We start from the raw sequence: 23,238 nt of genomic DNA, 5'->3' as shown, positions 1-23,238 counted from the left end.
CCGGTACGAACGGAATATCGCGACTGTCCGCCTCGGCGGGTCGGCCACGGCAGGCAACGAGGTCGTCCCGTCCTGGTAGGTCCTGGCGCCGGCCGCCGCAAGAATGCGGCATCCGGTCCGGGGCGTGGCAGTAGTAGGTTGTGCCGATGACCGAGGTCCTGCCGCCCGGCGGCATTGTGCCCGACGCGGAGGAACTGGATGCCCGGTGGGCGGATGCCTGGCGGCCGGAACAGGTCGCGGAGCGGCTGGACGGGGTCGGTACGCCCTGGTGCGTCGTGGCGGGATGGGCGCTGGATCTGTTCCGTGGGGGGCGGCCGCGGCCGCACGGTGATCTGGAGATCGCGGTGCCCGCTGCGGGATTCCCGCAGATTCGGGACCGCTTCGCCGAGTACGTGTGGGACGCGGTGGGCTCGGGGCGGATCTGGGCGGGGGCGGGACCTGAGCCGCTGGCGGTCACCTACCAGACCTGGCTCCGAGACCCGGCGAGCGGTCAGTTCCTGTTCGACGTCTTCCGCGAGCCGCACGAAGACGGGACGTGGATCTGCCGTCGGGACGTGCGGCTGCGGCTGCCCTACGACACGATCGTCGAGCGGACGGCAGACGGGATCCCCTACTTGGTGCCGGAGCTGGTGCTGCTGTTCAAAGCGAAAGCGGTACGCCCCAAGGACCAGGCGGACTTCGACAGGGTGCTGCCGCTGCTGAGCCGGGCGCGGCGGGTCTTCCTCGGCGAGTGGCTGGAACGCGTGCACCCCGGTCATCCGTGGTCGGCAGAGCTGGCGAGGTAGGCGGCGCAGGACGTGCACCGCGGCGGCAGGCACAGCCGGGGCGGGGGCGCTCACCGTACCGTCGCGGTGATGTGACAGACCGGCTTGTACAGGGCCGGCGCCGCTGTCGCGGCGCCCTTCCGAACCGTTTTCGACACCACCCGGTACCGGCAGCGCAAGAGTCGAGCGGCGCATGAGCAAGGGGAATCAGTTCCGCGCATCAGCCACCCGCTACGACGAACGCTCCTGCATCTCCGACGGCACCCTCACCGCTACCGCCATCGTCATCCGGCTTCGCGACACCGTTCAGAAACCATCAGAAGCGCTCTGGCCCACACGAACTCCAGCGTGCGGCAGGGCCTCGCCTCTACCCTGGCACTGCGGCGTCCAAGTGTGGAAGCCCGATGATGTCTGCCGGGGGGCGGGACATGGGGGACCGGAGGAGAAGGACCGCAGTGGTGCTCGCGGTGGTGCTGGCGTTGTCGTCGGCCGGGTGCGGGTCCGGGAACGACCGGGCGGAGAAGACACCGAAGGGGGCGGCGCCGACTGTCTCGTTGCCGTCATCGTCGCCGTCGGCATCGCGTACCTCTGGGGGGCCGGACTCAACCGGTGGGCCCGGTAAGACCTCCGGGCCGGAAGAAGCCACCGGGTCCGGTGAGGCGTCCGGCCCCGGGGACCGACTGCTACGAGCCCCGGTGGTACCTGGCCCGGCGCGCACAACAGCCCGCGCGCAGGGCAGGGCGGTTCGGACGGCCAAGGCGGAAGGTGGACACCCGGCGGCCCGGCAGCCCGCTCGCACGGAAGCTGGTCGTCTGGTGGCGCCGCCCCTGGTCGGCCGGAGCCGAGCAAGGAGCTGGCCTGGACGCCGTTCGGCCCGAAATCGCCGTCCAACGACTACGCCAACTTCGATCATGTCTACGACCTGGTGCAGCGCAGGGACTGTCGCCTGGCACAGACGCGCTACCTGGCCGCCGGACGGCAAGGACAGTGGGAGGTCGCCCCGCACCCCTGGAACGTGCTCAAGGGGCTCGTCGCCGCCTGTTTCGTGGCTCAGGGGCAGACCGACCGGTGGCAGACCGTCACCACCGCATACGCGCAGGTGAAGGGCTACTCGACGGGCAGTTGCAAGTACCGGGCGGCCTTCCGGGTGCTGGAGGAGCTCGCCCTGTTCCGGATACGGCACCCGGACGGCAAGGTGGTGTTCGGGGCCGCGCCGGCGGGACGTAACGCGTGCCCGAACGGGATCACCGATCACAGCTCGACGACCGTGTACCAGGGTGGCGACTTCTTCATCTCCGGTACCTGGCCGGTGCCGGTCTCGGTGTACTTCAACAACAGGAAGGTCCCGTTCCAGGCAGGCGACCCGAACGACCGCTGCTGCCACAAGGGAATACTGCCCGTCGAGGTACCCGCCGACCTGCCGCTCGGCAAGGCCCAGGTCTCGCTGCGGGGTGACGGCAACGCCTTCCGCCTCGATGGGCCCACCGTCACCGTTCTTCGCCCGCAGTCGTCACCGTGACCCGCGTCGCGTCGCTCGTGGCCCGAGTGCGCCGACGTGCCAGGAGGGGGTGGAACCGCCGGGAACCGGGAACTGGGCCCGCACCCGGTGATGGGCCGGGGGCCGGGCCTGATCGGGATCCGGTGGCGGCTCCCGCCCCGTCACCCGCTCCCGCCCCATCACCCGCCCCGGCCCCGGCACCCAGCCCCGGCCGTGTCCCTGGCCCCACCCCTGCCCCCGCCCCGGTTCCCGGCTCAGCTCCCGACCCAGGCCCCGACCCCGCCCCCGACCCCGCCCCCACGGCCGTCCCCGGCTGGCTCGAACTGGCCGGCACGGTCGGCTCGTTGGTGACACTGCTGACGGCGGTGCTCTTCTACTTCGGCTGGGCGAGCAGCGACGCGGAGAGCACCGCCCTCGGTCTGCAGGACTCCCTCTTCCACCTCTCCACCAGCGACTATCTGCTGCGGAGCGTGCAGGCGCTGTTTCTGCCGGCATGGGTGGTCGCGGGGGCGGCACTCGCCGCGGTGGGACTCCACCGGTGGGCCGCCGACGAACCCCGCAGGACCGCGTGGGCCGCGCGCCGCCTGCGGTTCGCCTGGCTCCCGCCGCTGGCGCTGCTCGCTCCCTACCGGCTCCACCCCGGCTTGTTCGACCTGCTCATCCCGCTCAGCGCCATCATCGGGTTCCTGCTCACGGCGTACGCCCGCACCCGCCCGCCGCCCGCCACGCCCGAAGCCTCCGGCACCACCGGCCTCACCGGGACGCGAAGACGTCACCACCAGCGCGTGTGGGCACTGACCGTACTGATCAGCGTGCTCCTGCTGTTCTGGGCCGTGTACGCCTACGCCGGTGTCGTGGGCCGGGGCCGGGCCGCCGAGACCGCACGGAGCATGAGCACCAAGGACCCCGCCGTGGTCGTCTTCAGCAAGTACGACCTCATGATCCGAGGGGGTGGCAGCTGCTACTTCCGCGTCCTGGAGAAGGGCAGCGCCTTCGGCTTCCGGTACTCGGGCCTGCGCCTCTTCCACATCGCCGGGGACCGCGTCTACGTCGTACCCGTCCGCTGGAGCCCGGGCGAAGGGACGGTGTGGGTACTGGAGAAGAGCGACAGCGTGCGGGTGGAGTACGTGAGCGGCCCGGCGGGACGGGCCGAGAAGTGCGAGTGAGGCGAGACCAGGACCCGAAGGTGTCCTACGTGGTGAGCCGGGCAAGACACCTGTGGCAGACGATGGCGGCGGCCAGGCCGGGAAGGCCAGGGAAGCCCGAGCGTTCGACGCTGATACCGGCGACGACTCGGCCCCTGCGGCGGGGCCCTTGCCAGAGGTGGCGAAGGCCCCGCCGATGCTTCTCCGCTGCGGCCGATCCGCTCAGCGCGGCACGTACGGTGCGGGCCCGTGCTGGGCCCGGGCTGCGAGCCAGTCACGGACCAGTTCGTCGTTGGGTGATTCGAGCAGGGCGAAGTGATCGACCGGCAACCGGTCCACGGCGTCGTCGGACAGGATGTCGCGCCACTGGCCGATGGCCTCTCCGCCCGTCCACGGTGTGCCGCCGTCGGCCGCGACGGCGGTCGGTCCGCGGCGGGCGTAGTCGATCTCGCCGCCGGTGTCGCCCTGCAGGATGTGCACCTGCAGTCCGTCGGGTGGGGTCAGCACCAGGCCGTTGAGGATTCGCGCGTTCGATTCGTACACCGTCCAGGCGTCCTCGATCTCCCGCTGGTCGGCGTCCCGCGCCAGGGTTCCCGCGTCCTTGGCCGCCGCGGTGACCGCCGCCAGGTCGAACCCGCCGGCCTCGGTGACGAACCGCTGCGCGGGGACGGGGATCGACCAGCCGACGCGGACGAAGATGTCGAAGGCGTCGTTCACGCTCACGCGGTGTGCGCCGGGGTCCGGCGGGTCGATGAGCAGGGCACGGACCCGTTCGCCACAGGTGTCGCGCAGCCGGCGGGCGACCTCGTAGCCGAACACGCCGCCCAGCGAGAAGCCGGACACACAGATGGTGCCGAACCGGTCGACGCCGCCTTCCAGCAGCACCTCGGCGAGCCCGTCGGCGAGCGCCGCCATGCCCTTGCCGGACAGTTCGGGAGGGGTTTCCATCGCCCACACGGTGTCGTCGGCGGGCAGCAGACGGGACAGCGACGCGTAGCGGGTGACCGCGCCGGACAGCGGCGGCAGGAAGACCCAAAGCCGGTCATGTCCCGCCGGGCGCATCCGTACGAGGGTGGTTCCGGTGGTGTGATGCGCGGTCGGGATTCCGTCGCGGCGGTCGGTCAGGAGCCGTGCCAGGGCGTCGAAAGCGGGGGTACGGTACAGCTCGGCGGCGCGCAGGTGCACACCGAGCCTGCTGCGCACCTGGGTGATCAGCTCGATCGCTGTGATCGAGTCGCCGCCGGCCGCGAAGAAACTCGTCGACGCGTCCTGGGGCGGGCTGCCCAGCACATGCCGCCAGGCCAGCCGCAGCTGTGCGGCCGTGTCCGTGGGATCGGCGCTCGCCCCGGCATCCGTGTCCGGCCGGGTCTGTGCCCGGTGGAGCAGCGCCGCCTGGTCGACCTTGCCGCGTGCGGTCAGCGGGAACGCGTCCACCACGGTGACCTGCGAGGGCACCATGTAGTCGGGCAGGGCGGCGGCCAGCAGACGCACGATCGCCGCTGCTGGGTCCGGCTGCGGCGCGCGGCTGTCGTCGAGCCGGACGAACGCGGCCAGTAGCCGGCTGCCGGCACCGTCGAACGGCACGATCACCGCGTCGAGAACGAAGTCGAGGGACAGCAGCCGGGAGAGGATCTCACCGGGCTCCACGCGGAAGCCGCCGTGCACCTTGACCTGTGCGTCGAAGCGGCCGTGCAGGTGGTAGCCGCCGTCGGGCTGCGCGGTGGCCACGTCGCCGGTGCGGTAGGACCACTGGCCGTCGAGCACGCAGAAGGCCGAGGACGACGCCGCGTGCCCCAGGTAGCCGCGGCCGACCGCGACACCTTGGACGACCAGCTCGGTCGCCTTCCCGTCCTCGCCGAGCGGTGCCAGTCGGAAGCGGACGTCGTCGATCGGAGCGCCGATCGCGATGGCGTCGCCGGGCAGCAGGTCCCGGTAACAGACGACGACGGCCGTCTCGGTGGGCCCGTACCCGTTGACCACGCGGGTACCCTGCGGCGCGGCGTTCGACCAGGCGGCCACCGCGCCCGGGGTCGGTGCCTCGCCGCCGGCCATGACCAGCCGCAGGCCCGGCGCGGGGTGACCGGCGGCGGTGGCCAGTTCGGCGCCGAACCGGTTGAAGACGCCCGTCGGCAGGCTCAGTACGGTGATGCCGAGCCGGCGGCAGTGGTGCAGGAAGTCCTCGGCTCCGCCGTACACGAACGTCTCGTCCCGGAAGGCGAGTTCACAGCCGGCTGTCATCGCCGTGCAGATCTGTTCGAGCGCAAGGTCGAATGCGATCGAGGAGAAGAGGAGCCGGGTGTCGGCCGAGGTGAGGCCGTACCAGTCGATGGTGCGCCGTACGTGGTTCTCCAGCGCGGCCTGCTCGATGACCACGCCCTTGGGAGCCCCGGTCGACCCGGAGGTGTAGGCGACGTACGCGGCGGGCGAGGTGCGCCGGACGAGCCGTTCGTCCAGCGGCGGTCCTGGTTGCGGGCCACGCGCCGGTCCCGACTCCGTGATCAGCGCGACCGGGCGGCAGTCGTCGATGATGAGCTGCTTGCGCGGGGCAGGCAGGTCCGGTTCCAGCAGGGTGAAGGCCGCGCCGACCTGGCTGACCGCAGCCATCGCGACGACGGTCTCAAAGCCGACCGGCAGGTCGATGACCACCACGGTTTCCGGCACGACGCCGAGCGCGCGCAGTCGCGCGGCCAACGTGTCCGCGGCTGTGGCGAGTTCACGGTAGCTCAGCGTGGTCTCGCCACGGGAGAGGGCGGTTTCGTGGGGCCGGTCGGTCGCATGGGCGGCGATCGCGGCGTACAGCGTGGCGCCGGTGCGCGAGGTCATCAGGCGTTCACCTTTCGCGGGCGGGGAGTGACGCGGGTACGAGGGGTGGTGGGCAGGATCGCGAGGGCGGTGAGGGCGGCGACCGCCGCCACCACCGCGCCGGTGATCCAGGCGGCGAGCAGGCCGGAGCTCACTGCGTCGGCGAACCGAGCGGCGGCCTGGCCGGAACCGTGGGCGAGCAGCTCATGATCGTCACCGACCGATCCGGCCGCCGTCGGAAGACCGGGAGCCGAGGCGATCCGCGACCCGTAGCCCGCCGAGAACACCAGGCCCATCACCGCAACGCCGCCGGCGCCGCAGATCTGCTGGAACATGGCGTTCACGGAGGACCCGACGCCCGAGTCGGCCGGCCGCAGACTGGTGACGATCAGCGTCAGCGCGGGGCCGACGGACAGCCCCATCCCGAGCCCGCAGCACAGCAGTCCGGTGGCGAGCAGCGGATACCGCAGATCCGCGGCGGCCAGCGCGCACAGGGCGCAGCCGGCCGCGCCCAGGCCGAGCCCGGTCACCACGGCGGCCCTGGCCCCGGCCCGGGCGGTGATCGCGGCACAGGACACCGAGGCGGCGGTCAGCCCCACCGCGAGGGGAAGCAGACCGGCACCGGCGGCCAAGGGGCTCCAGCCCAAGCCGTACTGGGTGAACTGACCGGCCAGGAACACCGTGCCGAACAGGGCGAAGAACAGACCGGACATGGCCACGACGGCTCCGGTGAAGGTGCGCACCCGGAAGTAACCGAGGTCGAACAGCGGCCGGTCGGTACGCCGTTCATGAGCCGTGTAGCCGATCAGCGCGAGCAGACCGGCGGCGCCGAAGGCGCACCTCAGCCAGCCGGGGAGCCCGCCGTCGGCAGCGAAGATGATCGCCGAGGCGAGCGCCGCGACGCCGGTCAGCAGCAGTGCCGCTCCGACGAGGTCCGGGCGCGCCGGGGCGGACACCGGCTCCCTGCGCCGGACGAGGGTGGCGGTGCCGATCAGGGCGATCACCCCGACCGGCACGTTGATCAGGAAAATCGATCCGTACCAGAACCGGGTCAGGAGCAGACCGCCAAGTACCGGTCCGATGGCCACGCCGAGTCCGACGACAGCGGGCCACAGCGCCAGCACGCGCCGCCTGCCGTCGTCGGTCAGCTCCGCGGCGAACAGCCCGAAGATGCTCGGCACGATGAATGCCGCGCCGATACCCATGCCCGCGCGGGACAGCACCAGCGCAGGCACGGAGGGCGCGAACGCGCCCAGCAGCGAGGCAGCCGTGAAGACGCCGACGCCCACGGCGTAGGAACGGCGCACGCCCATGCGGTCGACGGCACCGCCGGCGATGATCAACGACGAGGCGAAGACCAGCATGTACGCGTCGATCGCGAGCTGTACCGCCGGCGTGCTCGCACCCAGTGCCGCCGAAATGCTCGGTACCGCGGTGTTGATGATGGAATTGTCCGCGGACACCATGAACAGGCTCAGGTACGCGGTGGCCACGACACCGCCGCTGCGCGAGATCAGTCTCGGCCGCCTTGCTGCCAGCGACATTCAGTCCTCGATCTTCCTTTGAGTCGGCTGCTAGCCGTTGACCAGGTATTCGGTGCCGTCCACGAAATGGTGCAGATGCCGGGCCACCGAATCGACATTGACGGTCTTGATGATCCACCGCTGCTTGAGCGTCTCCTCGTTCCCTACCTTCACCACCTCTTTCGCGTGGATGGTGTGGTTGTTGTAGGTCACGACGAAGTCGCCGGGCTCGATGAACAGTCGGCACTTCTGGCTGTGCAGTACGTCATTCAGCTTTTCGAGCAGAGCGCTCGCCTGATCGGTCAGCCCGCGGGTGCGGTTCTCGAAGTACCGGAGATCTCCGAGTTCACCGAGCACCGGGTGCCGGTCGGCCTCCCCGAGCTTTTTGTCGCCCACTACCGTCAGGTCGTCGAACGGGGTATGGAACTCGGGCTTGCGCAGCAGGGCGAGTTCGTCCTCGTCGAACCGTGCCCATACGTCGATGTTCCTGACGAAGCTGGTGTACACCTCGTTCACGGGGTCGCTGCGCATGCCGACCATGTACACCTGGTCCGGGCGGACGAAATGATTCGCCAGATCCTTGTGGAAATGGATTTCCCGCAGCGCCTTCTGTGACTGGGTGTCGGCCATCGCCTTCTTGGGGTAGATGTCCTGGAATACGTCACCGTCGTTGACGTTCACGTAGCCGATGGCCGGGGTTCCGCACAGCTGGGCGAACAGTGACAGCATCGCCTCGGCGACGAACGTCTTCTTGAGTTCGTATTTCGACTCCACCGGGTTCTCGAAGTCGAAGGGTGGAACGTCCCGGTCGTACGGGCCGTTCTTGATGCATACCACGGGCTCCAGATCTCGATCCCTGGATGCGAGCGTGGCGACGAAGTCGACGAAACGCTGTGGAATCCGCCGCTGCCGGATGATCTCCTTCACCTGGCTGACGAAGGCGTTGTACTCCCGGTACGGCGATATCGTGGTCCGCGACAGCGCCTCCTGCAGGTTGTCCCGTTCGTCATCCGTAAAGGTGAACTCGGGTTCGATCTCCCACTTCGCGCACTGCTGGTCAAGTGACATGACGAGCTTCGACAAGGTGTTCCCTTCCTTGGAGCCGACATCAAGGAAGCGCCCGGCAGGGGGCGCTCGCATGCATGAGAACGCGACAGGCAAGAATTTCCGTTGCTCTGTGCCGCAACAAAAGAGATGAGCGCGGGGGTGCTTCCGGATGACGGTGCATCGCCGCCGCGCGAGCCTTTTTCATGATCGCGGAGTTCCGGACGGCACTGGCCGGGCGCGCGGAAAATCAATAGTGGGCCATTCGGATCCCGAACCCACTCGGCAGGTAAAGCGTTGGCGGGTGTTCGGTCGATGGCCGTGCTCCCCCTCGCGGACGAGCTATTGTGGACTCGCCGGTTTTTCAGACGCTAACAGCCTGGTCAGCCGCGCGGAAGAACATCCCCGAGTGGCTCAGATCACAACCTGTATCGGTGGCGCCTCTCCAGAGGCCGGCCCCTTTGCCTCCTCCTGCTGGTCGGAGTGCGGCCGCGTGCGCCGGGCGTCCCTGATCGCCATGGCGGCAGGATCCGCTGCTCGACCGGTCGGAGGCGGGTGGGCGGTGGGAAGGCGAAAGGCGCCCATGGGGCCCGGGCGTTCCTTGACCCGTAACGACTATGGGAAGTTTCCTCGGTGGTAACAAGTGTGCCGGGGGAGAGCGGAGGTGTTGCGGCAGGGATGACGAAGCCGAAGTCGGTGTCTCCACCGTTTCTTCGGTTATGCACCCCGAACCGGGAATGCCCCTTCGAGCCGAGGAGATGCGCGCCGAATCGGAGCCGACGGCCGCCGTCACCGGACCGACGGCGGCCCTGGCCCGTCGCCGGTACGCGGCCGAGACGGTGGGTGGGGCCGAGGCCCCCGCGCCGGCCGGCGGCTGCTCTTCGTGCGTGCATGGCGGTCAGGCGGCCGAGGCGGTGGGCCCGACCGCCGACGACGGGGACATGCCTTCTTTCGTGCCCGCACCCGGCCATGTCCTGACCGCCGCAGCTCTCTGGACCAGCCTCTGATTCCCCACCAGTTACCGACGGAACCTCTGGAAAGGCGCTTGCTGCCTGCCCGGTCCCTTTTCAGTGCTCAGCTGCCGCTTCGGTCGAGGCGGAGTGGAGGATCTGTCCGATGCCGAACCGGAAGCGTGCCTCGAAGTCGACGGACATGAAGTCGTCCAGCGCCGAGTTCAGTCCGGGAAAGTGGTGTTCGGCCACGTGGGCGCGGAGCCGGTCGCGGTCGTCGGCGGGCGCCGCCTGTTCCTCCTGGACGAGGCCCAGGGTGAAATAGAAGAGGTTCCAGGCCGTCCATGCGGCCGTTCTGCGGGTGGGGCAGCCGCGCAGCAGGGCGGTCAGCAGGCGGTCGGTGAAGGCGAGGGTCTGCGGTTCGGCGGGGAAGGTGCCTGCGACGAGCAGGGCGCCGTCCCGGTGCCGGAGCATCGCCCGGCGCAGTCGCCCCAGCAGTTCGGCCGCCTGATCATGCCAGCTCTCGGGCAGGTCTGTCAGGTCGATCTCCCCGAGGACGGCATCGGCCATGGTCTCCAGGAGCCGGTCCTTGGTGCGGATGTGCCACATGACGGTGTTCATGCTGACCCCGAGCTCGGCCGCGATGGCCCGGGTGGAGAGCTTGGCGACACCGCCCCGGTCGAGTACGTCGAACGCCGCGCCGACCACCTGGTCGAGGGTGATCCCGACCTTGGTGCGGGCGGCAGCTTGTTTCTTGGTCACTGATCGAGTATACCTGGCACCGGCATTTCCACTTGGTCAGTGATAGAGAGGTGTGGCAATGAGTGAACGTGTCGTCATCGTCGGCGGCGGACCGACGGGCATGTGGCTGGCCTGCGAGCTGCGGCTGGCCGGGGTCCGCACGGTGGTCCTGGAGCGGGATCCGGAGATCGACCCGCATTCCCGGGCGCTGACGGTGCACGCCCGTACGATCGAGACCTTCGCGCTGCGTGACGCGCATCAGGGCCTGTTGGCGGAAGGCGGCCGGATACCCAGCGGGCACTTCGCGGTCCTCGACGACCGCCTGGACTTCGCGGAGCTGGACACCGACTTCCCGTACACACTCACGATCCCGCAGGCGCGCACGACGGAGCTGCTCCAGCAGCGCGCCGTGGCCATGGGCGCGGATGTCCGTCGCGGACACCAGGTGACCGGCTGTGTGGACACCGGCGACACGGTGACCGTGTCGGTCGACGGGCCGGAGGGCGCGTACGTGCTCGACGCCGCGTACGTCGTCGGGTGCGACGGCACACGCAGCGAGGTGCGCCGGTGCGCGGGCATCGAGTTCGAGGGCACCCCGTCCACCGCGCTGGGGGTACTCGGCGATGTGGTGCTCAGCGACCCGCCGCCCGGCCCGGTGACGAGCCAGTGGACGACGCGGGGCACGTTCATGCTCGTCCCGCTGTCCGGGGGCCGGCACCGGATCGTGGTGCACTCGCCCGAGGACCTCCGTGACGACTGGCCTGGCGAACTGACCCTGGAGGAACTGCGGGAGCGGGTCCGGCGCATCGCCGGCACGGACTACGGGATGCACAGCCCCTCCTGGCTGTCCCGCTACAGCAACACCAGCCGCGTGGCCCGGCACTACCGCAAGGGCCGCATCCTGCTGGCGGGTGACGCGGCCCATCAGCACATGCCGATGGGCGGCGTGGGGCTGAACGTCGGCGTGCAGGACGCGATGAACCTCGGCTGGAAGCTGGCGGCGACCGTGCGCGGGCGGGCGACGGACGCGCTGTTGGACACCTACCACCACGAGCGGCATCCGGTGGGGCAGGACACGATCGAGCACACCCAGGCGCAGACCGCGATCATGTCCGTCTTCTCGCCGCAGGGAGCCGCGCTGCGGTCGCTGCTGGGGAAGCTGATCGTGGAGCGGCCGCAGCTCAACGACGCCCTGGCGCAGCGTCTGTCCGGGTTGGCGGTGGCGTACACGCTGCCCGGTCAGCGTCATCCGCTCGCGGGCTGCCGGGCGCCGAACCTGAAGCTCTCGGACGCGGAGCAGCTGTTCGACCTCTTGCGGGACGGGCGCCCCCTGCTCATCGACTTCGGGCGTGTCGACGGCTTCGCTTCCGACCGCGCCGCTGCGCCCTTCGACCGGTACCGCTGTCCGCAGCCGGTCGAACAGTCCCGTGCGGCATGGGCCGACGTCAGCTCCGCCCTGATCAGGCCGGACGGCTACGTGGCGTGGGCCTCGGACGACACCGACGCGGCCGCCCTGACAGCCGGGGCCGCGAACGCCGTCGCCGCCCTCCACGCTCCGCAACCCGCACCTGTACAGCCCGAAGGGAACCACGCATGATTCACCGCATCGAACCGGACGGTGTCTACGGCCTTCCGGACCTGGTCAGCCAGATATCCGTCCCTGACGGCCGCCGACTGGCTTTCCTCAGCGGCCAGGTGGCCTGGGACGAGGAGGGCCGCGTCGTCGGGGAAGGCGATCACGCGGCGCAGGCCGCGCAGGTGGCCCTCCGTATCGACCGCCTTCTTGACGCTCTCGGCGCGCAGCGGCAGGACATCGTCAAGGAGACGATCTACGTCGTGGACCACGAGCCGCATCTGACCCCGGGCATTCTGGCGGCCCTGCACGGTGCGCCGCCGCCCTCGTCGACTCTGGTGGGCGTGGCGAAGTTGTTCGCCCCGGAGTTCTTGATCGAGGTCGAGTGCGTGGTCGCCCTGCCGGACAGAGAGCCCGACGAAGAGCAGGCATGCGCGCGATGAGCATCACCGAAGAGACCGCCGAAGCGACCACCGAACAGACCACCGTCCAGCCCTTCCGCGCGCTGCTCGCGCTCACGCTCACGGTCTCGGCGGTGCTGCTGGGCAGCACCATCCTCAACGTGGCGCTGCCCACGATGCAGAGCGAACTCGGCGCGAGCAACACCGAACAGCAATGGTTCCTGAACGCCTACACCCTCACCTTCGCCGGTTTCCTGCCGGTGGCGGGAAGCGTGGGCGACAGGTTCGGCCTGAAGCGCCTCCTGGCCTGGGGAACGGCCGCCTTCGCCCTGACGACGGCAGTGGCCGGGCTCCTCGATTCGGCCCTGGGCATCATCGTCCTGCGCGCGCTCATGGGCGTGGCCGCGGCCACCATCATGCCCACCACCCTCGCGGTGATCCTGCGGATCTTCCCGCCTGAGCGCCGGGCTCGGGCCATCGCCTCGTGGGCGGCGGCGTCAGGTCTGTCCATCTCGCTCGGCCCGCTGCTCGGGGGCGCGCTGCTGAGCGCGGGCATGTGGTGGGGTTCCGTCCTGGAACTCGTCGCACTGTTCGCCCTCCTTGGTCTCGCCACGACCTGGGCCTGGATTCCGGAGACGCCGGCGAGCGGCGTCGGACGGCTGCGCATGGTGCCCGTCGCCGCATCCTTGGCGGGTATCGGTCTGCTCGTGTTCGGAGTGGTGCACGCCACCGGCGACGGCTGGGCCTACCTGGGGACCTGGCTGCCCGCGGCTGTCGGCCTGGCTGTGCTGGCCGGACTCGTCCTGGCAGAGGTGCGGCACCGTGAGCCGCTCCTGGATGTCCGCCTCTTCAGACACGCCTCCTTCACCACCGCGGCGGTGGCCCTGACACTCGGCTCCTTCGTCGTCTTCGGGTACCTGTACTTCACGACCTTCTACCTGCAATTGGTGCGCGGCTACTCACCGTTGCAGACAGGTCTGCTGTTCATTCCGCTGTCGGCGGGTCTGGTGGTCGGAGCACCGCTCTCACAGCGGGCGGTACAACGGTTCGGCGCCCGGACGGCGATCGCTGCCGGTATCGCGCTCATGGCTGTGGCGTTCGCCGGCGCGGCCGGGCTGGGTGCTCACACCGGTCCGGCGTGGTTCGTCGTGGACGCGTTCGCCCTGCAGCTCGGCTTCGCACTCGTCCTGGCGCCCGGCACGACCTTGGCCTCGTCCTCCGTGCCCACGGACCGGGCGGGGGCGGGATCGGCACTGCTGAACACGCTTCGCCAGTTGGGCAGCGCGCTCGGGGTGGCGGTTCTCGGGTCGGTCCTGTGGTCCCGGTACTCGGGCATGATGACCGAGCGGCTCGCGGACAGCCCGGCGGGCGTCCGCCGGACCGCGGCGGAGTCGCTCGCCTCGGCCTTGGGCGCCGGCGATGTTGCGGCGACGAAGGCCGCCGCACCGACGTTCCTCGACGCCATGCACACGACGACGCTCATCGCCGCCGGAGTGTGCGGGGTCGCCCTGCTCGCCACGCTGTTCATCCGCCCGTCCCGCCGGAACGGAACAACCCTCCCGTCGGGACCCGTACGAGAACGGGAACGGGTACCCGTCGGGCGCGGTGCGTGACGTCCCACGCGGGAAGCTGCCGAAACACGTCTCAGGCCACCGCACTCAGGTGTCACTGCGAGGGACTCGCAACTGTGCGGTAGTGCGGACCAGTTGCGCCAGGGACAGGGCGCTGTGCGCCGCGAGAGGGTGTCCGGCGGGCAGGATGACAATCTGCCCCTCGGTCATGAAGGCTTCGCTGCCGAGCCCGAGGCGCTGCACCCCTGTCCGGCCTCACTGCGCCTTGTGACCGGCGGGGCCGTCATGCCGGTGTGCTACCTGCTCGCCGTGGCAGGGGAGTTGGGCCGGTCCGACTGACGCCGAGCGGAGGGGCGGCGGAGCTGCTTCGCCGGCCCCGCCACTCGGCTGAGTGTCAGGCCGCGTGGGGGCCGGGGGCGGCGCTGCCTTCGTACTGGTTGATGTTGGAGACGAGAGCGGTGAGCTCGGGATCGGTGTCGAAGCGTCGCTGGTGGAGAGCGGCGATCCGCTTGCCCGTCTCGGGGTCGGGGTCGTCAGTGATGTCGAAGGAGACGAACTGGTCGACCAGGGGCAGCCCGACCTCGTCGGTGCGACGGTGGGCGGGGTGGATGAGGTATTCCCAGTACCCCTCCAAGTCCGCTATCTGAAAGGTGGCACCCCACTCGTACGCGCCGCCGTGGTCGCGGCCGACGAGGAAGGACTGCACGGAGGGGATGGCCTCGCCCTGGTGGCGCAGGCTGGCGAGGGCGTCTTCGAGCTGTTCCGGCGTTGTGCCGGGCTTGATGGTGAAGCGGACGCAGTGGTGAATCATGGGAATGTTCCTTCCGCAGTTTTTTTCGCGTTGTGCAGGCCTGGTTGCGTAAGCCGAGTTGTGCGGGCGAGGCCGGGCCGGAAGGGGTTTCAGCCCGTCGAACGGTCCGAAGGGGCGCGGCTCGAACATCGTGACGGTACGGAGCGGAGGGCCGACCAGGTCGCCCCGCGCGGTGAAGATCTCGCGTGTGGTGCGAGCGGGGCGGTGGGCAGGTGCCAGGTCCGGCCGTCGCCCGAGGGATTCTCACCGAGTACGGCCAGGCCCCGGGGCACGTCGAGAATGTCGGTGCAGCTGTGCTTGAGGTCGATGTCGCCCAGCGCCGGCACCTCGTCCCCGGTGAGCCGCTGGACGCCGTCCAGCGGCTCACCGGAATCGGAACGGTCGACCAGCCGGACCGCATGCCCGCGGCGCGCCAGTTCCAGGACGCCGGAGGTGCCCGTGGGGCCGGCTCCCAGAACGGTGTGGAGTGCACCCGGTGTCGCGGTCATGTCGAGACCCCTTCAGATGAGGCGGCGAAGACATTCGCCGTTATCGCTACACGCTTTAGTTTTAGCCTATAACTAAAGCGGTTGGCTATAGCGATCGGCTGGTCGCGGCGCGTGCTCAGGCCTCGGGGAAATCCGTGATCGCTGCGGAGGCCGCAGTCGCGTCGAGGTCGGCGCGCAGGGCGTCGACCTTCGCGGTGGCGTAGGCGTGGGCGTCGGAGCCCAGCAGCTGGCGCAGGGGACCGTCGTCGAGGCCGGCGCGCTCGATGATGGCGGCGGCTCCCTTGACCGGGTCGCCGAGCTGGCGCCCCTGGAGCTTGAGGTGGTCGTCGACCATGGCCCGCACGGCCGGGTAGTGCTCCGAGGTCTCGGCGGGCAGGGCCAGCGACTCCGTGGTGAGGAAGGAAGTGCGGAAGTAGCCGGGCTCCACGACGGTGACCTTGATGCCGAAGTCCGCGACCTCGGCGGCGAGCGCCTCGCTCAGCCCTTCGAGGGCGAACTTGCCCGCGCAGTACAGGGCCCAGCCGGGCATCGTGGTCAGACCCAGGATCGAGGAGATGTTGATGACACGGCCCGCGCGCTGCTCACGCAAGACCGGCAGTGCCGCGCGCAGCACGTTCCAGACGCCGACGACCTGGACGTCGAGCATGTCCCGCACGTCCTTGGCGCTGGTCTCCTCGACGGCGGCGAGGTAGCCGTAACCGGCGTTGTTCACGACGACGTCAAGGCGGCCGAACCGCTCGGTGGTCCGGTCCACGGCGTGCTGGACCTGCGCCTCGTCCGTCAGGTCGACGTTCAGCGCGAGGAGCCGGCCGGTGTCGGCCGCGCCGCCGAGCGCGGTCGTGAGGCGTTCGGGGGAGCGGGTGGTGGCGGCCACGTTGTCGCCCTGGGCGAGCAACTGCCGGACCAGCTCCAGCCCGAGTCCGCGGGAGGCGCCGGTGACGAACCAGGTGGCGGGGACGGTGGTGGCAGACATGAGTGTTCCTCTTTCGTACGTTCGGGACGGGAAGCCGGACCAGGGCTGCTGGTCCGGCGCTGACTCAAGCCTGTGCCGCGGGGGAGCGGCTTTCGGGGCCATGCCACGCCCTGTGCGCCCTAGGCCGCGGCTGACTAGGACTGAGAGACCCAGCTTGGGCGGCCATCAGCGCATTTCGTGCCACAGACTTGTTCCCATGGCTTCCGTCAACCGTGAAATCGCCGACTTCCTCAGGCGCTCCCGTGCCCAGTGCGACCCCGAACGGGCGGGGCTGCCACCGGACGGACGGGTGCGGCGCGTACCGGGACTCCGGCGAGAGGAGGTCGCCCTCCTCGCGGGGGTCTCCGCCGACTACTACGCCCGACTTGAGCAGGGCCGCCCCATCAATCCGTCCCCTGCCGTCGTCGAAGCCATCGGGCACGCCCTGCGGCTGGACGAGGCAGGTCTTGCCCATCTCAAGAACCTCGTCGGTGTCACCGCCACCCGCCCTCCGGCACGTACGCCCGGCGTCCAACGCCTGCGCCCCGGACTCCACCGGCTCCTCGACTCCCTGGACCATGCCCTTCCCGCCCTCATCCTGGGGCGTCGATCCGCAGTCCTGGGGGCGAACCGGATGGCCAGAGCCCTGTTCGCCGACTTCGACGCCATGCCGGCCACTGAACGCAACTACACCCGCTGGCTCTTCCTCGACCACGGCGCGCGCGACCTGTTCGTCGACTGGGAAGTGCAGGCCCGCGCCGCGGTGGAGAACCTGCGCCTGGACGCGGCCCGCGCATCGGAGCGGCAGGCCACGGAGGCGCTCGTCGCCGAGCTGCGGGGACTGAGCGACGACTTCGACCGCTGGTGGCAGCAGCACCGCGTGCACCAGCGCACCCACGGCTCCAAGCGGCTGCGGCACCCCTTGGTCGGCGAACTCACCGTGGAGTACGAGACTCTCGCACTGCCCGGGGACAGCGAGACCACCCTGTTCCTCTACACCGCCGAACCCGAATCGGCATCCGCCCAGGCGCTGAGCCTGTTGGCGTCATGGACCCTGGCGGCGCCGCCGACCTTCCCGGACCGGTCGCGCGACTGATCCCGGAAAGCACCAGCATGTGCTGCCCGGCGTGGACGCTGCCTCGGCGGTGACGTTCCGCCCGAGCCGTGTCGGCGAGCAACCGGGCGCCCGGTCGGGATCAAGGGCGCGGCGCGGGAGGAACTGTGGGCGCGGGCCAGCCGGTCCATCGGTCAGCCAAGCGTGGGCCGGGGTCCGCGGATTCCGTCCAAGAGGTATGTGGTGCGGCGGTCGTACTCGTCCCGGGGAGGCCGCTGTCCGTGCTTGAGGGCGAGGGCGGTGTCGACGACGAGCGCGTGGAGGTCGCCCGCCGTGAACTCCGGCCGCACTGCGCCGCCGGCCCGCGCGGCCGCGACGATTTCGGTGTTGGCCTCGCTTCCCGCTCGGCAGATCTCCATGAGCTGCTGTGAGTGCGGATAGGTCTGCAGCAGGACGTCGTTGACGGCGGGCTGGCGGTACTGCAGATCGCGGAGCGCGGTGAGGTAATACGCGGTTCGCTCGCCGGCGTCGGCGATGGTCCGGGCGCGGTCGATGACGGCGAACAGTTCCGTGGCGACGACTTCCTCGATGACGGCCTCGATGAGGCCGATCCGCCCGCCGAACCGGTTGAAGATCGTGGCCTTGCTGACCCCTGCCGCTTTGGCGACATCCTCCAGCGGCACGGTCAGGCCCCGCCCCTGGAAGGCGCCGATCGCGGCGGCGCGGATCTGCTCGGAGTTGCGCCTGGCATCGGCGCGCAGCCGGGATGCGGAAGGTGCGGCGCCGCCCGAGGCACCGGCTCCCGCCGACTCAATTTGACCCATGGGGTCAGTTTACCTACTGTCGTAAACAGGCAGAAACTGACCACCATGGTCAACTTGAGGCTCTCCGTCCCTCCGAACCGGACCCTGCGGGTAATCAGGAAGAGGCCAGGAACATGATCGTTGTCACCGGTGCCACCGGCGGGCTGGGCGGCGCCACCGTCGAGCACCTCCTCCAGCGCGTGCCCGCCGACCAGATCGGCGTCAGCGTCCGCGAGGTGGCCAAGGCGCAGCACCTCGCCGACCGGGGTGTGCGCGTACGGCAGGGCTCGTACGAGGAACCGGCCGTGCTGCGCGGCTCCTTCGCCGGCGCCGATCAGGTGCTTCTGGTGTCCGGCAACGATCCGACCGCCGACCTGGTCCACCTGCACCGCAATGCCATCGACGCCGCCGTCGCGGCCGGTGCCCGGCGAATCCTCTACACGAGCCAGCACGGCGCCATCCCCGGCAACCCGTACCCGGCCTCAGACATCCACCGCGCCACCGAGGCCATTCTCGCGGACTGCGGCGTTGCCTGGACCGCACTGCGCAACGGCGCCTACGGCCCACTCGACCAGGTGCTCGGCCCGTGGCGACGCACCGGCGAGATCGCCCAGCCGGCGGACGGCCCGGTCCCCTACACCGACCGCGATGACGTGGCCGAGGCCGTCGCGGTCATCCTCACCGGTGACCGCTCCTTCGAAGGCCCCGTCACCCTCACTGCACCCACCGCCGTCACCTTCGACGATCTCGCCACGATCGCCTCTGATCTCACAGGCCGCACCGTCAAGCGCACCGTCCTGGACGACGAGCAGTGGGTCGCCGACCAGCTCATGACTGGTGTTCCAGAGCGAGCGGCCCGGTTCATGCTCACCTGGTACCAGGCCAGCCGCGCCGGCTACTTCGCGGAGGCCGACCCCTTGCTGGCCCAACTCCTCGGCCGAGAGCCCCGCAGCGCTGCCGACCGGCTCGCAGCCGACATCGCTGCGTGAGAAACCGCGTCGCCTCTTCGCTGTGAGCAATCCGTGCCTGTCGGTCGCTGGGGGCGGTGCCGGGCGGGGGGCGGGCCCGGTGCCGCGGCCCGGCTCGCGGAGTGCGGGCCGGGCCGCGGCGGCGAGCCCGCGTCCGCTGCTGCCGCGCCGCGGTGACCTGGTGGTTTCTGCGGCGGTGCTCGCTGGTGGTCACCGGCCGCGGTGGCGGGGGCGACCGTGCGTGGCTAGCCGGTGGGCGCGGCTCCGGGCCGCCCCGCGAGCCCGTTCTTGATGGCCTTCATCAGCGTGCCTGTCGGAGTGTCGCCGGACATCTCCCAGATCATGGCGCCCAGAAGCCCTTTGGACTTGACCCAGTCCGTCTTCTTTCCGATTGACCAGGTGTCGTCGAAGGACCACCACTGACCGTTCGCGCCGGTGTACCCGTACGTCGAGATGGACTGTTCGTCGTGGTGGACGGTCATGTCGGGGACGTTGGTCAGCATGTTCTGGTAGCCCCGGATGCCGGCTTCCTCGGGGAACTGGCCGGGGGCCGCGCCGTCCGCCGACTGCCATTCGCCGTGCGCCCCGCCGTCCGCGACGGTCTTCCAGCCACGGCCGTAGAACGGGAAGCCGATGGTCAGCTTGCGCGGGCTGACTCCCGCGTCGGTGTACGCCTTGACGGCGTTCTCGACGCTGAAGTGGAAGTCGTACGGGTCCTGGGTGTCGCGGTACAGGTTGGCCTGGTGGCCGGTGCGCTTGGGTTCCCAGGAGTTGTCGCTGCCGGAGCCGTGGAAGTCGTAGCCCTGGACGTTGGCGTAGTCCAGCGACGTGAAGATCGAGGCCAGGTCCCAGCCCTGCTGGATCTTGACGGGGTCGGCCGGGGTGAAGGCCGTCAGCAGCTTGTGCGGGCCGCCCAGCGCGTCGAGCTGCCGGCGGAACTCCTTGATCAGCAGCGCGAGGTTGGCCTTGTCGTCCGGGCTGTAGTGGTTGCCGGGGTGGCCTTCGGCTCCCGGCCACTCCCAGTCCAGGTCGATTCCGTCGAAGATGCCCGCTCCGGTCCCGGGGCCGCCCGCGCCGTTGTAGACGGGCAGGTTGCCCTTGATCCAGATGTCGATGCAGGAGGCGGCGAACTTCTTGCGGGAGGCGTCGGTGGCCGCGGCGTCGGAGAAGAACTTCGAGTACGTCCAGCCGCCGAGGGACATCACCACCTTCAGATGCGGATGCTTGGCCTTCAGCTTCTTGAGCTGGTTGAGGTTGCCGCGCAGCTTGCCCCAGCCGTCGTCGGCCACTCCGTCGACCGACTGCGCGGCAGGGAAGGCGCGCCCGTAGTCGGCGTCCGCGTCGCCCGCGCCGGTGCCCTCGTCCGGGTCCTGCGGATTGCCGGAGACGCCCTTGGTCACACCCGCCAGACAGGTGAGATTCTTGGGGTCGATGTTGGCGAAGGCGTAGTTGACGACGTCCAGGTCGGCGGCGGCTCCCGAGGTGTCCAGGTTCTTGACGAAGTACTGGCGTCCGTAGATGCCCCACTGCGCGAAGTAGCCGACCTTCAGGTACTTGCCGGGCCCGGCCACGTCGTCCGTGGTGACGGTCAGGGCGTCGGAGGCGGGGGAGGCGTTCTCGGCGGCGTCGCGCGCCGTGACGGAGAAACGGTACGTGGTGGCAGGCGTCAGGCCGTCGACCGTGGCGGCGGTGGTGCTGCCGGGAACCGTGGTGACCAGGTCGGCGCCCCGGTACACGTCGTACGCGACCACGCCGACGTTGTCGGTGGCCCGGTCCCAGGCCAGGGAGACGCTGGAGGCGGTGACCGCGGTGCTGCGCAGAGCGCGCGGCGCGGTCGGCGGTACGGGGTCGCTCGCCGGGTCCACGGTGTCCGCGGTCACCGGCGCGCTCGGCGGACCGGTGTTGCCGCGCCTGTCCTTGGCCCGGACGGTGAAGGTGTACCGGGTGGCCGGGGTCAGGCCGGTGACGGTCGCGGTGGTGCCGGTGGCGGTGGCGACCGGGCGGCCCTCGCTGAGCACCTCGTAGGAGGTGACCGGGTGGTCACCCGGCGAGGCGGCCGGCCAGCTCAGTGCGACGCTGCGCGCGGTGGTGCCGGTGACCTGGGGCGTGCCGGGCGCGGACGGTGGCACGTCCGGGCTGCCGTCGCACTTGTCACCGTTGACGGTGCAGGCCGTGGGGGTGCCGACGGGGCCGTTGGCGACGAACCAGTAGCTGAACGGTTCGGTGCTGCCGCCGGCCGGAACGGTCGCGTTGTAGTGGGCGTTCTTGACCGTCACATGGCGACCGTTCACGGTGGCGTCGCCGTAGTAGTGCCCGCTGACGGTGACACCGGCCGGCAGGTCGAACTCCAGGGTCCAGCCGGTGACGGCGGCGGACCCGCTGTTGCGGACGACGTAGGTGCCCTTCCACCAGGGGCCGTTGTCCTGGGTGGAGAAGGCCGCGGTGAGGGTTCCCGCGGCCTGGGCGGGGGCCGCCGGGCCGGTCAGCACGGCGGCCACGGACAGGATGAGCGTGGTGAGCAGGGCCGCGGCGCTGCCACGGAGTCTGCTGCGGAATCTGCGCCGGTCTTTCATGGGGCACCCCTGTGAGTGTGGGTGGTACAGGGTGTGAGAACCGAAAGTGCGCATCCCCGGCCGCGCGCCAGGTTGCGGAACCGGTGCCGCCGGGTGCCGTATGGCAGTCGCACCCTAAAAGGTCTGGACCAACCCGTCAACGGGTGGGGCGGCGGCGGCCGTTGGGGGATCTGGGGTGTGCGGAGATGCGTGGAGACGGGTGGAGATGCGCGAGATGCGTGGAGGTGTGTGGAGGTTTGCAGGGATCTTCGGGGGTGAGTGCCGGGGGGTTCGGGAGGGGCGGTCGAGCCGCATCGTGTGACCGGTCCCGGCCGCATCGCGTGACGGGGCCCAGTCGCATCGCATGACGGGTTCCGGCCGCATCGCGTGACCGGTTCAGGGCGGTCGGCTCTCGGTCGCGCCGACCGTGCGCCGGTGGCTGGTTTTCGCTGCCGGTGTGGTCAGGGCGGTGGCCGCGTACGGTCGGTTCCTCCCCTTTACCACGAATGGCGCTTCGGGGCGGCGGACTTCGGAATGGGTGGCTGTGAAGCGCTGTCGGGTCCGTCTTCCGTCGGCGCGGAGCGGCGGCGTGAGTGAAGGTGACGGGTCGTCGGGGTGGCGGCCGGTGCGTCGATGTGGTGGGGGAGAGGGTGGGATGGCGCGGTGTGCGTCCGGTGGGAGGTGCCGGGTGTCCGGGGGGAGTCGGCCGCACTGGCGGGGATGTCTGGTCGTGTGGCGGTACTCAAGTTGATGGCATGTCAGTTTCTGGGTGACCGGGCCCGGGGCGGATGGGTCCGTGTCGAGTTGGCGGCTGCATACCGCGTCCAAGAGGTGGTGCGCGCCCGTGCGGGAGTCGGGCGGTCGTCGGGGCCGCCTTGGTGGTGGCCGACGCTGTGAGCAGGGAGTTCGGCGTGTCCAAGGCCCGACAGGCCCTGGGGTGGCGGGGGTTGTCGGCGGGAGGAGGGGTGTGCGGCCCGCTGGGAACGGTGCGGAGGCCCCGGTCTCCGGCCAGGGTGTGAAGCGTGCTGACGGGCGTCCGCGAACACCCGCCGTACGGCCGGTCGCGGGCCGTTTCGGTGGGGCGCGTCTCGCCGGTGGTCTCGTCGGGGTCGGCGGGGCGGGGTGCGGACGGGTCGGTCGTACGTCGCCGGAGCGCCGGAGCGTTCGGGCGGTGTGCGTTCCTCGGCGGGGGCGGAGCCGACCGTGGCGGGCATGTCGGCGGGAAGCGAATGCGGCCCGATGCGGGCCGTTCGGGGCGCAGCGCCGCGCCCCTGGGTGCGTCTTCGCCGAGGGCAGGTGATAGAGGCATATTCGGCCAGCGGGTTGGCTCGAAATGCGCCAAACCGTGGCGTCCGGTTCAGCGACGCCGTACCGTGACAGTCGTCCGCTCCAGCGGAGGGAGCAATTCCCTGGCGGAGATCGAGAAGGGCGACGCATGAGCGACAGCGAGGTGGCGCGTTCCGAGGGCCGCCATCGGTTATCGCGGGAGCCCGCCTCGGCGGTCACTCCGCTTCCGGACGGGTCGCCGATGAGCGTCCCGCCGACGCACGCCCCTTCGGTCACGGACACTTCCGGCGTACCGTTCCGCTGCGACGCAC

The 23,238-nt window shown here is 70.3% G+C and carries 17 protein-coding genes and 1 pseudogene; 9 read left to right on the top strand and 9 right to left on the bottom strand.

All coding sequences use genetic code 11. The features are described from left to right. Positions 1-146 precede the first annotated feature (146 nt). The 3 genes from OEIGOIKO_RS01820 to OEIGOIKO_RS01810 all read left to right on the top strand — a co-directional run bounded on the left by OEIGOIKO_RS01820 (position 147) and on the right by OEIGOIKO_RS01810 (position 3,428). Positions 147-785 carry a nucleotidyltransferase domain-containing protein gene (locus tag OEIGOIKO_RS01820; protein WP_125051176.1) on the top strand — a complete coding sequence of 213 codons (639 nt, stop codon included), beginning with the start codon at positions 147-149 and terminating at the stop codon, positions 783-785. A gap of 904 nt (positions 786-1,689) precedes the next feature. After that, complete coding sequence (locus OEIGOIKO_RS01815) at positions 1,690-2,283, top strand: hypothetical protein (RefSeq protein WP_125051174.1); 594 nt, start codon at positions 1,690-1,692, stop codon at positions 2,281-2,283. 323 nt (positions 2,284-2,606) lie between these two features. Further along, complete coding sequence (locus OEIGOIKO_RS01810; RefSeq protein WP_170251491.1) at positions 2,607-3,428, top strand: hypothetical protein; 822 nt, start codon at positions 2,607-2,609, stop codon at positions 3,426-3,428. 201 nt (positions 3,429-3,629) lie between these two features. Here the strand turns inward: OEIGOIKO_RS01810 and OEIGOIKO_RS01805 are convergent, their stop codons facing one another. From OEIGOIKO_RS01805 to OEIGOIKO_RS01795, 3 genes are read right to left on the bottom strand one after another with little or no spacing between them, the layout of a single operon-like run. Then, positions 3,630-6,230 (bottom strand): AMP-binding protein, encoded by a 2,601-nt coding sequence (locus tag OEIGOIKO_RS01805; protein ID WP_125051170.1) that lies wholly within the window; start codon positions 6,228-6,230, stop codon positions 3,630-3,632. Then, entirely contained in the window at positions 6,230-7,753 is a 1,524-nt protein-coding gene (locus OEIGOIKO_RS01800; RefSeq protein ID WP_125051168.1) for an MFS transporter, read from the bottom strand. The genes OEIGOIKO_RS01805 and OEIGOIKO_RS01800 overlap by 1 nt, the downstream gene beginning before the upstream one ends. A gap of 30 nt (positions 7,754-7,783) precedes the next feature. Then, a complete protein-coding gene (locus OEIGOIKO_RS01795; RefSeq protein WP_246177125.1) occupies positions 7,784-8,815 on the bottom strand; it encodes a hypothetical protein in 1,032 nt (343 codons plus the stop codon). Positions 8,816-9,534: 719 nt separating this feature from the next. On the opposite strand from OEIGOIKO_RS01795, the gene OEIGOIKO_RS01790 reads away from it, so the two are divergent. Then, entirely contained in the window at positions 9,535-9,783 is a 249-nt protein-coding gene (locus OEIGOIKO_RS01790) for a hypothetical protein (RefSeq protein ID WP_125051166.1), read from the top strand. A 60-nt stretch (positions 9,784-9,843) separates the two neighbouring features. Here OEIGOIKO_RS01790 and OEIGOIKO_RS01785 read toward each other — a convergent pair whose 3' ends face one another. Beyond that, positions 9,844-10,488, bottom strand: a complete 645-nt coding sequence (locus OEIGOIKO_RS01785) for a TetR/AcrR family transcriptional regulator C-terminal domain-containing protein (RefSeq protein WP_125051164.1) — start codon at positions 10,486-10,488, stop codon at positions 9,844-9,846. Positions 10,489-10,546: 58 nt separating this feature from the next. On the opposite strand from OEIGOIKO_RS01785, the gene OEIGOIKO_RS01780 reads away from it, so the two are divergent. From OEIGOIKO_RS01780 to OEIGOIKO_RS01770, 3 genes are read left to right on the top strand one after another with little or no spacing between them, the layout of a single operon-like run. Beyond that, a complete protein-coding gene (locus OEIGOIKO_RS01780) occupies positions 10,547-12,064 on the top strand; it encodes an FAD-dependent monooxygenase (protein WP_125051162.1) in 1,518 nt (505 codons plus the stop codon). Further along, entirely contained in the window at positions 12,061-12,483 is a 423-nt protein-coding gene (locus OEIGOIKO_RS01775; protein ID WP_125051159.1) for a RidA family protein, read from the top strand. The genes OEIGOIKO_RS01780 and OEIGOIKO_RS01775 overlap by 4 nt, the downstream gene beginning before the upstream one ends. Further along, a complete protein-coding gene (locus OEIGOIKO_RS01770; protein WP_125051157.1) occupies positions 12,471-14,054 on the top strand; it encodes an MFS transporter in 1,584 nt (527 codons plus the stop codon). Before OEIGOIKO_RS01775 ends, OEIGOIKO_RS01770 begins: the two co-directional genes overlap by 13 nt. Before the next feature lie 352 nt (positions 14,055-14,406). On the opposite strand, the gene OEIGOIKO_RS01760 is transcribed toward OEIGOIKO_RS01770, so the two are convergent. The 3 genes and pseudogenes from OEIGOIKO_RS01760 to OEIGOIKO_RS01750 all read right to left on the bottom strand — a co-directional run bounded on the left by OEIGOIKO_RS01760 (position 14,407) and on the right by OEIGOIKO_RS01750 (position 16,284). After that, a complete protein-coding gene (locus tag OEIGOIKO_RS01760) occupies positions 14,407-14,823 on the bottom strand; it encodes a Dabb family protein (RefSeq protein WP_125058380.1) in 417 nt (138 codons plus the stop codon). A 96-nt stretch (positions 14,824-14,919) separates the two neighbouring features. Beyond that, positions 14,920-15,164, bottom strand: a pseudogene (locus OEIGOIKO_RS43820) (epimerase); the annotation flags it as partial. Positions 15,165-15,426: 262 nt separating this feature from the next. Next, entirely contained in the window at positions 15,427-16,284 is an 858-nt protein-coding gene (locus tag OEIGOIKO_RS01750) for an SDR family oxidoreductase (protein WP_125051155.1), read from the bottom strand. Between the two features lie 196 nt (positions 16,285-16,480). Here OEIGOIKO_RS01750 and OEIGOIKO_RS01745 point away from each other — a divergent pair, with 196 nt between their 5' ends. Then, positions 16,481-17,359, top strand: a complete 879-nt coding sequence (locus OEIGOIKO_RS01745) for a helix-turn-helix transcriptional regulator (protein WP_125051153.1) — start codon at positions 16,481-16,483, stop codon at positions 17,357-17,359. 152 nt (positions 17,360-17,511) lie between these two features. On the opposite strand, the gene OEIGOIKO_RS01740 is transcribed toward OEIGOIKO_RS01745, so the two are convergent. Next, positions 17,512-18,141, bottom strand: a complete 630-nt coding sequence (locus OEIGOIKO_RS01740) for a TetR/AcrR family transcriptional regulator (RefSeq protein ID WP_125051151.1) — start codon at positions 18,139-18,141, stop codon at positions 17,512-17,514. Positions 18,142-18,254: 113 nt separating this feature from the next. Here OEIGOIKO_RS01740 and OEIGOIKO_RS01735 point away from each other — a divergent pair, with 113 nt between their 5' ends. After that, on the top strand, positions 18,255-19,109 hold the full coding sequence (locus OEIGOIKO_RS01735; RefSeq protein WP_125051149.1) for an NmrA family NAD(P)-binding protein: 855 nt from the start codon (positions 18,255-18,257) through the stop codon (positions 19,107-19,109). Between the two features lie 224 nt (positions 19,110-19,333). Here the strand turns inward: OEIGOIKO_RS01735 and OEIGOIKO_RS01730 are convergent, their stop codons facing one another. Next, positions 19,334-21,661 carry a glycosyl hydrolase family 18 protein gene (locus OEIGOIKO_RS01730; RefSeq protein ID WP_125051147.1) on the bottom strand — a complete coding sequence of 776 codons (2,328 nt, stop codon included), beginning with the start codon at positions 21,659-21,661 and terminating at the stop codon, positions 19,334-19,336. Positions 21,662-23,238 lie beyond the last annotated feature (1,577 nt).

Origin of the sequence: Streptomyces paromomycinus, from assembly GCF_003865155.1 — a bacterium.
Lineage (GTDB): Bacteria > Actinomycetota > Actinomycetes > Streptomycetales > Streptomycetaceae > Streptomyces > Streptomyces chrestomyceticus.
This window is presented reverse-complemented; position numbering and strand designations above follow the sequence as displayed.